The sequence below is a fragment of the Dyadobacter frigoris genome (genome assembly GCF_005280585.1).
Classification (GTDB): Bacteria; Bacteroidota; Bacteroidia; order Cytophagales; family Spirosomataceae; genus Dyadobacter; species Dyadobacter frigoris.
Map to the genome: position 1 here is coordinate 270,804 of NZ_SZVO01000012.1, position 11,139 is coordinate 281,942.

The following is an 11,139-nucleotide window of genomic DNA, read 5'->3' on the forward strand; positions in this document are numbered from 1 at the left end:
GAAAAGTTTATTTAAAGTGTTTAAGTGATTGTTTAAAAGTGTTTAAGCAGCGTTGGCAAGTCTCAATTTTTCGGCCTTAATAGCCCTTTTCACGGCCCGGACGTCTTCAACGCATTCGACAAACTTGCCGTTAATGCTTTTAGTGATCGGCTTGCATTTTGTAAATATCCGGTCAACGGTATCGCGTTCAGTAATGCCATTTGCCTGGCAGATCAATTCCACATCTGAACGAAGCGAACCAACCAGGTGCACGAAGTTTCTACCCAACCGGCTGTCAATCTCGTCATAGCCTTTTTCAGCTTTCCTAACCCCGTTTTTAATCTCCTTTTCAAGGTTTTCAGTACCACAGCACACAAGGCCGATTTCATCTTCCAGTCTGTTGTAAAGCGGGATCAGGAAGCGTTTTGCAGCCGGTTTCAATTTGTCCGCTTCATCCAGAATCAGCAGTGGTGAACAGTCCTTTGCACGTTGCTTGAAAAAGCGGACAATTCCCTCAGTGATATCTTCCGCGCTGTCATACTTCCCGGCTTCAACACCTACTTCCTTAGCCAACCGAATAAGGAATCCTTTGCGGCTCCATTCCTCACATTGAAGAGAATAAACAGAGCTATTTTGATCCTTGGCCACGAAGTCAGCAATACTTGAAGTTTTGCCAGATCCTGCCTTTTCGCTAACAGCCATAAATAGCGCTTCACGCTGAGCATCGGCCAGTGTACGATGCATAATTTTCAGGTTGTTGGTCTGGGCAATATTCCAACCACGGTTAACCAGGCTAATTCCTAAATCGGCAGCGATGCCAGTCCACATCTTTTCAGATACGTTATGCCAGTTTTCCGATTTCATTAGGTTATGGCTGATCGTACCAGCGTTAATTCCCAGTTTATTAGCCACCTTGTTCATGCTGCCAAGCAGACTTCTTTCCGCGACGATCGCGCTAACGATCTCGTTTTTCTTTTGTTCGCTAATCATTTGTATATTGGGTTTGTATTGGTGTTTCTCTCATGCCCTGGCCGAACGGTCAGGGTTTTGTTTTAAGCTGTGTAATGCTCTTTTGTTCTGCGTTGCTCCATTAACCGGGCAATCTCGTCTTTCACTATTTTGTATTCGCGAAGATCTGCCTGAACACCAGGTGCAGCCATTCCGTTTAAAAGGACGACTTCCAGAAACTTAATTTTGTTATCCAAAACCATCCAGGCAGTACTTAACTGACCGTCTTTCACCGTGATCAATGACCCGGAATTAAAGTGATGAATAGATTCTAAAATGCTCATTTATAGTAGTATTTAAGTGTTACAAATCAGTACTGGCTCTGAGCAAAGGCATCAGCGTCAAAATCATCGATGGTGGAAACCTTCACTTTTTTCTTTTCCTGAACTTTGCCAAGATTCCATTCATCATTATTGAGCAAATAGGCCGTTTGAGCATCCTCACTCACTTTTTTATTCAGTTTTGTAGGAAGCATAGCCGCCGCCTCTTCCGGCAGGAATGATAAATAAGTATCCAGATCCTCCTTACGTCTGACATCAATTGCTTTGTTCTTAGCTTTCCAATCAGCAGCCTTATTCCATTCTGCATCAGCTCCGTACAGATTAATACTTTCCTGTTCAACCACTTCCGCAAGGAAATTACCCTCACTGTCAAAAAGCATTATTTTGCTTAGGTCAAAAGGCTCATATCTTACAGTAAGCTTCACATTAGGTGCCTGGTATTCAGCCAAAATATGGTAATGAGTAGTATCAATCAGGTCATAACGATATGTTTTACCTTTCAGAACCATTTTAATACAGCGGTTCCGGATACCTTCCTCGCGTTTCGGCCAGAACAGATCCGCAATTTCAAACACCTCTAATTTGCGTCCTTTCGCTTCATCCTCAGCGTTTTGGTACATTTGCCACGGTGAAACATCTACCTTGGCATGTTTGCGGCTGTATTTGCTCAAAGGAGTATGATTGTAAGCAGCAATAACACCACATTCAGCCATCCAGGCAGCATCAAAATCCCATCCGCTATTCTTTAATTCCCGGCTAACCTGGTAGCGGTAAGCTTCCGTTGGATGCGCCGTTGCCATGCTTGATTTAATACCTTGTCCCCAGTATGCAAGATGTTCACTTTCAAATACTTGCTGTAAAGTCAGGAACGCGCGTTCAACGTTTGGTTTCCCGGTTGCTTTACTGGTTACTGTCAGTTTAACGCCCATTTCATTAAGCCCTTTGAACAAGTGCTCAATTTCCTGTGTGTTATGACCCGGAAATCTATCGTGTTTAAGTTCGTAAGGAACTCTACCCGTTAGGTTTACGGCCATTTTTAGCGCCATTCTGTACGAGTGGCCACTTTCCGAAGTTGAGAAGTGCCAACCCAAGTACGCGCCGCTATATACGTCACGACAAACCACCACGTAAAGAAACTTTAAACCATCGACAGTCCTGTGAGGTGCAAGCTGCACCCGCGTACCATCCATTTCCCAACATTCACCCGGATACATGGATTCAAGCCGTGGCATACTGGTACGATACCGCTGTAATGCCTTATTATTGATATCCATCCGTTTGTCAGCCGTAAGGAAATTGGTTTCACGTAAAAGATTCCTTACAGTCGTTTCACTCGGTGCCTCCTGACCAACCACATCGGCCAATTCACGCAATTTGCGGGTAATAGCGCTCTGTGTCATATTTTTGCCACTTACGCTCAATTTAATTGCAGCGGCTTGCCACCACATTTCCTTTTTCTTAGTTGAACGGTTATCATTTTCCGACCGTGGAAGCGTGATAACCTCATTCAGTTCCTTTCCATCCACGCCACGTTCACGAACCTTTTCAATTAACCTGGTTGGGTTCATTGGCAGATATTTCAGATAGAAATATTCGTCTTTATGCTGCGTTACCCAATCAGCCACTTGCTTAACCGGCTCATAAGATTTCCAACTGATATTATTCGACTTGTACCAAGCTGCTGTTATCTCAATAATACCGGCAGCCCGTCCCAGTACTCGCTGTTGACGCGGCTCAGCTCCTCTATATAAATGAAGGTATTGTCTATAACCTTCTGTACACATATCAGCAACTTTATCAATCAACGCAGCCCGGTTGCCTAACTGAATATCTTGCTTTGCCTGTTCTTCCAACATTGCAAGCCATTCGTCCGGCTCTAAACCGCCACATAGATCGGCGCGAACATCATTTTTTACATCTTCCTTTAATGTAGAAAAGCGTATTAACTTAACCCTACCATCGGTAGGATCTTTCATCGCCTGCCAAATTTTGGATTTGCGCTTTATACCAGTTTTAATGGTATCCATGCCAACACCAACATCAAGTAGGTTCTTATAAGTTAAATAAACTTCTCCAAGTAGGATTCGCATCGTATTCTAAGCTTTCTTTTGAAACTTTTTAGATAATTTTTCCCGGTCAGCAATTAGCTCCGCAGCAACCTGCTGAACTGCCTTGTTATTTCGCCTGCCAGAACTTAAAGTTTGTCGTGCAGTATCATAGCTAACTCCCGCAATTGTTGCGATTACAGCCAGATCTCCGCGTTTTAGTTTATCTCTCAGTACAGTCATTGCATTTACCGTTAACTCAAAATTTTCTCCAATTCTTCAAAAACTTTCCTTTACTTTGTCACGTCTTTGCGTGACAACAGGACAAAGATGGGTAGAAAATATTCTCCGTCAAAATAAAAAGTAGAAAATTTTACACTTTATGTTTTCAAACCGTTTAGAAACCTTTATAAAATCGATTAGGGAAACTCCGACCTCTTTTGAAACGCTTATTAGCGCCACAAAAGGATCGATTTATAAGCCCATCAAGAATGGGAAAACGGTTGGAGTTGAAATATTGGAGAAAATCGTCTCCAATTATCCGCAGCTTAATTTAGAATGGCTGATTACAGGTGCAGGCGAAATGTTGAAGGATAGTACTAAATCTGGAAGCAAAATTGAAAATGTACACCTAATAAGTACACCTAATAGTACACCTAATTCGAAAAGTAAAAAATTAGGTGTACAAAATATAGCAAACCCTTATCTTCCATATAACTCCGAGCTAACGAAAGAAGTCATTATGACTAAACATGAAGCAGCTGCCGGAATCTCAGGAATTTTAAGCGGTGATGATAAGGATCATATTAAAATTAATCTTCCTGCAACGATGCTCGGATGGGGTAGCAAATTTTTAGGCTTTAAGGTCCGAAATGACAGTATGCACCCGACATTATATGACGGTGATTGGGTAATTGGAAGATTTATTGATCCAGGGGAATGGCAGGAAGTAAAAAATGAGCATATATATGTAATATCAACAAAAACAGATGGTATTAAAATAAAACGGGTAAGAAACCGGCTTAAAGAGGTAGGTTTCTTGCGTTGCAAGTCTGATAATAAAACAGTTCCATCATTTAACGTCGAATCAGAAGATATTGCATCCCTATTTGAGGTTCGTTGCCGTATAAGCTTTAATTTCCCTAATGAACCGGCTATAATGCAGGAACAGATCAGGCGATTAGAAGATAGATTGGATGATATTCAAGGAAAAAATAAAACCTTATGAACTTAACCGAATTTAGTAATCTGGTCAACACAATGTATTTTGGCGATGGAGACGAAACCAATTCCATTCAAAAAAATAGAAATTATAAGTACCAACAGCAATTCTCCCACATATCAGAAAAAATCTACAAAGAAAAACTTAACCCACTCGTTCAGGAAGACATTTTCTTGCACCATTACAAGGAACTAATATCACCTATACTTGATATTTTCCGGGAAATTGCTAATGATAACAGCCTTATTTACTTGAATTTACAGCGCGACATATGCCGATTTAACACGTACAGAGCATTTTGGCATACAAAATACTTAGTCGAACTTATTGATAAGGCAAAGGACTTAGAAAGCTTTTCAGAAGAATGTCTAACAATAAATAATCTTTTTAATAAGAAGTGGATTGAATTAGAATTGGCCACAATACGCTCAATAATTTATAAAACTCGAAGTTATTTGAAAGATGAAATTTCTACTCACATCTATCCAAATTTAGAGCTACGAGTAAGTAGTCAAAATGCAAAAGAAGATGATTTATTGATCATTAGACCGTTTAATGACCCTTTTTGGAATACTTTTTACCCGCCAAACGATTTTAACCGGTTAGATGTGGTTCAGTTGAATCATGATGAAAATTTAACCTTACAATTCCCTTCATTAAATTTAAATCCTGCATTGGGCCACAATTCAGCCTTGACAGGACGGATTTTTACAGAGGAGCATATCTATTACCAGTTAGACCCTCTAAAAAAACAGGAAATCGATAAACTTTCGGATCAACTTTTTGTTAAGTATGCCAAAGAAAGGTTAGCTCCTGAGCCGAAAACACCATATACCGTGTCTATCAATCCTCAAAAAATAGTCGAACCAAAGGTTTCTATTTGGGGGAAAATAGGTAAAATATTTTCATAAAGTTTCAATAAATGCTTGATAATAATCAAATGATTATTATCTTTGTAATGTCATCACACTGATGACGTTAACAGTGACAGCGACACTATAAAGACCGCTAGAAAACAATGTTTAAGTTTATTTCTTCCCTAAAAGACGGCTTTACTTACGATCTAAAAAGCCTTCAACCAGTAAAAAGCGGCATTATCGTTGCTCATTCCTCAACTCAAAACGCTTTCGGCCTTAAAGGCTTTGTGAAAGCATTCACCCACGCGCGTTATAATGACAACGTGTTCGGCGGATGGTATCACAAAGGCAGTTTTTACTTTGATAGCTGCAAAGTGTTCACAGACAAAGAAGAAGCAATAAAATTCGGAATCGAAAACGAGCAAATAGCAATCTTCGATCTGGATAACTTACAGGAAATCAGATTATAACAAAGGAAGGGGCGAAAGCCCCAACCTTTAAACAATATATTTTTATATCATATTTTAATATAAAAAACCATGTTAAACTTGGGACAAGTGCCGTTTTCGGCTGAAAACATTGAAAGAATTGAAACTTCTGTTAATAATTACATGAGGTTTGCAAAAATTAAAATTGACACAGAGCCACTAGGAGACACTTTGCGGGTAACAATCGCACAAACAGAGGTTGTTAACGGCAGAATTCTTACACTGGCAGAACTGACAGACAGGGCAATAGAAGTTTTCAGACCTGTAATGCCAGAAGGTTATGTTTATGTCATCAATGCTCAGCCCATCGAAGAATGAAAAAATTTATCTGTATTGACGACGAAGACGACAGGAATTTGATTTACAGAAGTCAGTTCCCAAGATATATTTTTCAGCTCACCGATAATCCAGAAGTTGGAAGACCAGTAAAACTGTATGATTTAACGTATTACGTACGTGAAATCGAAGATTTAAACAATTTCGGAGAAGCACCGGAAAGTTATTTAAAGGAGCTTGTCCGATGGTATTACCACGAAGGCCATACTGATGAATACATAACATTGGAAGAAATAGGAGCTTTAAGAAAAGAGCCTAAGGAATCAGATTTGGAATTAAAAAAGGTTTTTGAGCTGCTAAACGGCTCATTTGTAGCTGCTGACTGTTTCGCGCGCGATAGAACATGGTTTTATCAGCGTTTAAACGGCAATACTATAAACGGAAAACCCGCAGAATTCAACCAAGAGCAAAAGACCAAGCTAGCAGACTATCTACGCTTAAAGGCGCAATTATTGATAGAAACGGCTGATTTACTTGCACAATAATATAAATCAGTCACATTTAAAGGAAAAGGCGGCCAATCGGTCGCCTTTTTTCGCATATATTTAAATAGAACTTAAATACCGATTAAATTGCACTCAAAAATTATAGATGGATAATAGTTTTTTACATTTGGTTCGAGGTATTTAAAAAGGCAAAATGTGGATAACTTCCTTATAATCAATCAAAATCCACCTTTTTTTTCTCTCTTCTCTTTTACTTTTAGTTTAACCCCTCAATAAAGCGTGTATAGTAACAGCACAAACAATAGCTGAAAAGTAGGGTAGGAGAGTGGAAGCCGCAGGAACAAAACCGCCGCCAGAAATAACAGCAGCGCCGTGATAAGGATGACCGAGAGACGAATCAGTAGCTTGTTAAATATCGCCGCGCTGATACTATCTGTCGTGGTGCGAACAATTTTCCAGACGCCGTTTTCCTGTTCTTCCGAAATTACATTATAAGTAAAAGCAATAATCAGCAGTGGGAATAGGAATATAAATACAAAGGAAGCGTCCAGGTTTCCGACCAGTAATGTCAGTGGATTTGTGAGCTCGGAATCATACAATTGTCCTTCGATGGCCAGCATTTTTACTTTGAGCATGAACGGATTTACGTCTCGCTGACCGATGGCAAATTTTGCCCAAGGTGATGCGGGATTTGTAGTAAAGAAAAAAGGATAATAGGCTGTTGAACTGACCGGTTTGCCTGTTCCGTGCTCCACAATTTGTTCCAGATGGTTTTTTTGAACACCGGGAACAGAATCGATTGTTTTTTGCTGACGATCAATAACCTGGCTTCCATGATAAAATCCATAGATCCCAAAAAGCACAAGACATAGCGCACCGATCAGCACGGTCTTGCCCAGAAGGAAATTTTTGGTTTCCAGAAACAATACTTTATGACTGATTTTCATAGTTGAAAGGCGCGTTTTGAAGAAATAAAATGTAAGGCTAGAAATCCCGCTGCGACCCAGATAATCAGAGCAGTCAGGCTCAGGACTCCGTTGGTAATATTTTGGATAATCGGTACAGGCTGAAAATGAAATTCCGGCTGTTCCTGCCAGTTTTTAGTACTCACTTTCTGGTTACGATCGTCTTTATATTTGATTCGTGTCAAATGAATTTCATTGATACTTTTTGTTTTGTCAAAACGGTATTTTTCAGTTTGTTTTTGAAATTCAGTGAAGGAGTCGAAGTCGGTTCCGGACAGGTTCATGGACATATTACGGATGGCGAGATATGGATCCGTAAAACTTAAAAAGAAAGAAACCTCATTTTGAGATTGATAGGTGCTGATCAGTTGATCGTAGTGTTTGTTGAAGATCCGTGAACTGATATTTTCTCCCTCCTGCATCACAAGGGCGCCATAATTGACAGGCAGTGCGCCGATGGAGTCGACACCATATTTCTTCAACGTTGATGATTTTAGCTGTGCAAAATGCGGATCATCCGGATTATGGCTGTCGCCTTCTTTGCTTACATCAAGTTCGATTGCATGTTCAAAAGCAATTTTGTCAGGAGCTTCATAAAGAGTGTTTCCAAGTGTCTGCGCACTTTTTGGAACAACGATAAAAAACAATATCCAAATTAAAACCAGCACCATCAGCGCGTTTTTAGCAGTTGAGCTCATGGCAGAAACCGCTACAACGAGCATAGTGATAATCAGGAAATACAAACCGTATAAGAGAACGATCATCCCGATGCGCATCAGACTTTCGGAGCTGAAATTACCCGCGAGTGACACAATCCCGACAAACAGACTGAACAGAAGCAAGGGCAAAAATAACACCCAGATTACGGCTGTAAGTCCAAATGTTTTACCCAAAAGTATATCCAGATAAGATGCCCGCTGGCATAGCAGAATTTTGAGTACACCGTTTTGTTTAAGGCCTGCAACGCTATGAAAGCCGATGAAAATGATAAACAACGGAACAAGAATCTGCAAAACCATGGCCATACTTAACTCGCCAAAGCGAAGCATTCCGTTGGAAAAACCGGCTTCGCTCATGTTAACGGTATTCTGCCGGTGTGCTTCCAGAAAAACAGAATTTCCTGCATAACTATCAAGACCGAAATCAAAAAAACTAAGCGGAGATTTTTCACGAAAAACCAGATATCCATAATGCGCCACACGGTGGGGATGGCGTTCGGGCTGGTTCATCCAATGCTCATGGACTTCGTCACGGGCAGCTTCCTGCTGCCGATTGAATTTGCTGACGTACTGCCAGCCTGTGAAAGTAGCCAGCAGACTAACAGTCAAGAGAACTGCATACAGAGCCAGTGGAATTTTGCTCCTGAAGATGGAATTCCACTCTTGTTTTGCAATGATTTTAATAAAATTTAACTCCATAATGTATTTGGCACAACGTTTTATTTATGCAACAATGTTGCGAATTAACAAATACTTCATGTATTTGCATCTATGTTGCATAAAATATTTTTGAAAATAAAGTGCAGGTTTTTAAAAACAAAAACGCTATTCCCTGGTCGCCTGAACCAGGAATAGCGTTTTATGGAGTTTTACCAACTCGCGGAATGTACTGTATTTGGGATTTATAGCGTAATGCCCGGCATGAATGTTGAAATACCGAACTAATCAATTGATGAAAGCCAGACTTGAATTTTTTGCGAAATGAATTATGAAATTTCCGCCAGTCTGGATGAAGCTGTGCAATTATTAATACTAAAAAGGGCATAATTGCCCTTCTTAGACCAGTCTTATTTCTTCCGCCCAACAAATCGAATCACTGATCCTTTGCCATTGTGAAAAATTCCTTCCTTTAATTCAATTTCTGTTTCTAGCAATTCGATAATTTCATAATTGGCAAAATCAGATTTTATTTCGTCCGTTGAAAATAAGCTTTCTATATCTTTCGGCCCTCCGACTTTTTCGTTTGCAGCGATGTAGTCTAGGTGTTTTTTGCTAAATGCTTCAAAAATAATTGTTCCTCCTTTTTTCAAATATTTGTCAAAAGTCTTGTGGTAAAGAGATTTAATATTGGCTGGAAAGTGCGCATAAATTAAAGCAATGGCATCAAATTGTTCACTTTCAAAATTCAGTGTTTGTAATTCTCCAACCTGATAATCAATACTTACATTATTTTTCTCGGCAAGTTTGAGTGCTTTACCTTTACCTTCACTACTAATATCAAATGCAGAAACATTCCAACCAAGTTTAGCTGCAAAAACAGCATTTCGTCCTTCACCTTCTGCCGGAAAAAGTATTTTTCCAACAGGTAGTTTGGTCAATTCTTCCTTTAAATAATTGTTAGGCTCTTCTCCGTAAGCAAACCCTTCATTACTATATCGTTCGTTCCACCTGGAAGTCCAGGAGTCATTTAAATTCGTTTCACTCATATTTTAATTGTCTATTTTATTTTTCCTAATTGCCGTTAATGTTTTTAGATATTGAGGGATGATTTTTATTTGTTTGATCGTTTGTTCGAATAACAGAAAATGGATACCTGCTTATGCGCAGAGATCTGTTTTCTGTATTTTCCTTTTCTTCCATTTTTTATTTTAATAACTAAAAGAATAACTACGTAACTACATCCCTGTTTATAATTAAACCTTTAAAACACCACGAAAACCTCTGGCAGCGTAGTAAGAATCAGCCCCGTTGTGATAAATGAAAATACGGCCGAAGCGGCGATCTCCAAATATCGCACCGCCCAGTTTCCTCATATCAGAAGACGTTTTCAACCAGCTGGACGTCTTTAAATCGAAATTTCCAAGCTGCTGCAACTCCTGATATTGCTCTTCATTTAACAACTCAATTCCCATTTCGGCTGCCACATCCATAGCGGTGTTTTCTGGTTTATTTGCTTTTCTTGACTCCCAGGCTGCGCGATCATAACACAAACTTCTGCGATCTCTCGGACTTTCAACCGAACAATCATAAAAAATATATTCACCCGATTTTTGATCAAAACCAACAATATCCGGCTCTCCACCCGTTACTTCCATTTCATCAAGAGACCAAAGTTTTTCAGGATTTGCTTCCAGCTTTTCCCGGACCTTAACCCATTCGATTCCTTTATGGCGGCTCATGTTTTTCTCAAAACGGGCTTTTAAGGTTTGGAGAAGTTCTTGACTTTGTTCCGTGGATAATTCTTTTTTGTAACCCATATTTTTCATGCTTTTTATTATATGACTGTCCGTTACTTGTACTATTGAATAAAAATAGGTATATTGTAGTATTAAATTGAACGCAATATTCCTATGAATCTGAGTGAATTTTTCGAGAAATACCCTGATGAAGCGAGTTGCGTTGAAGCATTTAAGAACAAACGTTTGGAACTTGGAGTTGTTTGTCATAAATGTGGCTGTACAGAGCATTATTTCAGGAAGACCGATTACAAATTTGAGTGTAAAAAGTGCCACAGCCGTAAAAGTTTGCGGGCCGGAACGGTCATGGAACAGACTAATTTGCCGTTTAGGTATT

At 39.6% G+C, this 11,139-nt stretch carries 14 protein-coding genes; 6 read left to right on the forward strand and 8 right to left on the reverse strand.

The genetic code is table 11. From position 1 onward, the window contains the following. Positions 1 to 42: 42 nt before the first annotated feature. The 4 genes from FDK13_RS24490 to FDK13_RS24505 form a co-directional block, all read right to left on the reverse strand. Positions 43 to 969: an AAA family ATPase gene (locus tag FDK13_RS24490; RefSeq protein ID WP_137342641.1), complete on the reverse strand. Its 927-nt coding sequence runs from the start codon at positions 967 to 969 to the stop codon at positions 43 to 45. 62 nt (positions 970 to 1,031) lie between these two features. Continuing rightward, the gene (locus FDK13_RS24495) at positions 1,032 to 1,271 is read right to left on the reverse strand and encodes a hypothetical protein (RefSeq protein ID WP_137342642.1); all 240 of its coding nucleotides are present in this window, start codon (positions 1,269 to 1,271) and stop codon (positions 1,032 to 1,034) included. Positions 1,272 to 1,297: 26 nt separating this feature from the next. Continuing rightward, positions 1,298 to 3,358, reverse strand: coding sequence for an integrase catalytic domain-containing protein (locus FDK13_RS24500; protein ID WP_137342643.1), 2,061 nt, complete (start codon positions 3,356 to 3,358; stop codon positions 1,298 to 1,300). A gap of 6 nt (positions 3,359 to 3,364) precedes the next feature. Further along, entirely contained in the window at positions 3,365 to 3,556 is a 192-nt protein-coding gene (locus FDK13_RS24505; RefSeq protein ID WP_137342644.1) for a hypothetical protein, read from the reverse strand. A gap of 139 nt (positions 3,557 to 3,695) precedes the next feature. Between FDK13_RS24505 and FDK13_RS24510 the strand changes: the two genes are divergently transcribed. From FDK13_RS24510 to FDK13_RS24530, 5 genes are all read left to right on the forward strand, one after another. Continuing rightward, positions 3,696 to 4,541: a S24 family peptidase gene (locus FDK13_RS24510; RefSeq protein WP_137342645.1), complete on the forward strand. Its 846-nt coding sequence runs from the start codon at positions 3,696 to 3,698 to the stop codon at positions 4,539 to 4,541. Continuing rightward, positions 4,538 to 5,446: a putative phage head morphogenesis protein gene (locus FDK13_RS24515; protein ID WP_137342646.1), complete on the forward strand. Its 909-nt coding sequence runs from the start codon at positions 4,538 to 4,540 to the stop codon at positions 5,444 to 5,446. Before FDK13_RS24510 ends, FDK13_RS24515 begins: the two co-directional genes overlap by 4 nt. Before the next feature lie 107 nt (positions 5,447 to 5,553). Beyond that, the gene (locus FDK13_RS24520) at positions 5,554 to 5,862 is read left to right on the forward strand and encodes a hypothetical protein (protein WP_137342647.1); all 309 of its coding nucleotides are present in this window, start codon (positions 5,554 to 5,556) and stop codon (positions 5,860 to 5,862) included. Between the two features lie 69 nt (positions 5,863 to 5,931). Continuing rightward, complete coding sequence (locus FDK13_RS24525) at positions 5,932 to 6,198, forward strand: hypothetical protein (protein WP_137342648.1); 267 nt, start codon at positions 5,932 to 5,934, stop codon at positions 6,196 to 6,198. Continuing rightward, the gene (locus tag FDK13_RS24530; RefSeq protein WP_137342649.1) at positions 6,195 to 6,701 is read left to right on the forward strand and encodes a DUF5053 domain-containing protein; all 507 of its coding nucleotides are present in this window, start codon (positions 6,195 to 6,197) and stop codon (positions 6,699 to 6,701) included. Before FDK13_RS24525 ends, FDK13_RS24530 begins: the two co-directional genes overlap by 4 nt. A 230-nt stretch (positions 6,702 to 6,931) precedes the next feature. Here the strand turns inward: FDK13_RS24530 and FDK13_RS24535 are convergent, their stop codons facing one another. The 4 genes from FDK13_RS24535 to FDK13_RS24550 all read right to left on the reverse strand — a co-directional run bounded on the left by FDK13_RS24535 (position 6,932) and on the right by FDK13_RS24550 (position 10,823). After that, the gene (locus tag FDK13_RS24535) at positions 6,932 to 7,609 is read right to left on the reverse strand and encodes an ABC transporter permease subunit (protein WP_137342650.1); all 678 of its coding nucleotides are present in this window, start codon (positions 7,607 to 7,609) and stop codon (positions 6,932 to 6,934) included. Then, positions 7,606 to 9,045 carry an ABC transporter permease gene (locus FDK13_RS24540; RefSeq protein ID WP_137342651.1) on the reverse strand — a complete coding sequence of 480 codons (1,440 nt, stop codon included), beginning with the start codon at positions 9,043 to 9,045 and terminating at the stop codon, positions 7,606 to 7,608. The genes FDK13_RS24535 and FDK13_RS24540 overlap by 4 nt, the downstream gene beginning before the upstream one ends. A gap of 368 nt (positions 9,046 to 9,413) precedes the next feature. Next, positions 9,414 to 10,052 (reverse strand): class I SAM-dependent methyltransferase, encoded by a 639-nt coding sequence (locus FDK13_RS24545; protein WP_137342652.1) that lies wholly within the window; start codon positions 10,050 to 10,052, stop codon positions 9,414 to 9,416. A 207-nt stretch (positions 10,053 to 10,259) separates the two neighbouring features. Next, positions 10,260 to 10,823: a DUF4256 domain-containing protein gene (locus FDK13_RS24550; protein WP_374756111.1), complete on the reverse strand. Its 564-nt coding sequence runs from the start codon at positions 10,821 to 10,823 to the stop codon at positions 10,260 to 10,262. Positions 10,824 to 10,916: 93 nt separating this feature from the next. Between FDK13_RS24550 and FDK13_RS24555 the strand changes: the two genes are divergently transcribed. Beyond that, positions 10,917 to 11,139 (forward strand): transposase (locus FDK13_RS24555; protein ID WP_137342654.1); only part of this gene is annotated, 223 nt, incomplete at its 3' end.

Excerpts from the sequence above, each read along its gene's own strand:
- FDK13_RS24500 (WP_137342643.1), bottom strand. The coding sequence starts at position 3,358 with ATGCGAATCCTACTTGGAGAAGTTTATTTAACTTATAAGAACCTACTT.
- FDK13_RS24505 (WP_137342644.1), bottom strand. The coding sequence starts at position 3,556 with ATGACTGTACTGAGAGATAAACTAAAACGCGGAGATCTGGCTGTAATC.
- FDK13_RS24510 (WP_137342645.1), top strand. The coding sequence starts at position 3,696 with ATGTTTTCAAACCGTTTAGAAACCTTTATAAAATCGATTAGGGAAACT.
- FDK13_RS24540 (WP_137342651.1), bottom strand. The coding sequence starts at position 9,045 with ATGGAGTTAAATTTTATTAAAATCATTGCAAAACAAGAGTGGAATTCC.
- FDK13_RS24530 (WP_137342649.1), top strand. The coding sequence starts at position 6,195 with ATGAAAAAATTTATCTGTATTGACGACGAAGACGACAGGAATTTGATT.
- FDK13_RS24535 (WP_137342650.1), bottom strand. The coding sequence starts at position 7,609 with ATGAAAATCAGTCATAAAGTATTGTTTCTGGAAACCAAAAATTTCCTT.
- FDK13_RS24550 (WP_374756111.1), bottom strand. The coding sequence starts at position 10,823 with ATGGGTTACAAAAAAGAATTATCCACGGAACAAAGTCAAGAACTTCTC.
- FDK13_RS24520 (WP_137342647.1), top strand. The coding sequence starts at position 5,554 with ATGTTTAAGTTTATTTCTTCCCTAAAAGACGGCTTTACTTACGATCTA.
- FDK13_RS24495 (WP_137342642.1), bottom strand. The coding sequence starts at position 1,271 with ATGAGCATTTTAGAATCTATTCATCACTTTAATTCCGGGTCATTGATC.
- FDK13_RS24525 (WP_137342648.1), top strand. The coding sequence starts at position 5,932 with ATGTTAAACTTGGGACAAGTGCCGTTTTCGGCTGAAAACATTGAAAGA.
- FDK13_RS24545 (WP_137342652.1), bottom strand. The coding sequence starts at position 10,052 with ATGAGTGAAACGAATTTAAATGACTCCTGGACTTCCAGGTGGAACGAA.
- FDK13_RS24515 (WP_137342646.1), top strand. The coding sequence starts at position 4,538 with ATGAACTTAACCGAATTTAGTAATCTGGTCAACACAATGTATTTTGGC.
- FDK13_RS24490 (WP_137342641.1), bottom strand. The coding sequence starts at position 969 with ATGATTAGCGAACAAAAGAAAAACGAGATCGTTAGCGCGATCGTCGCG.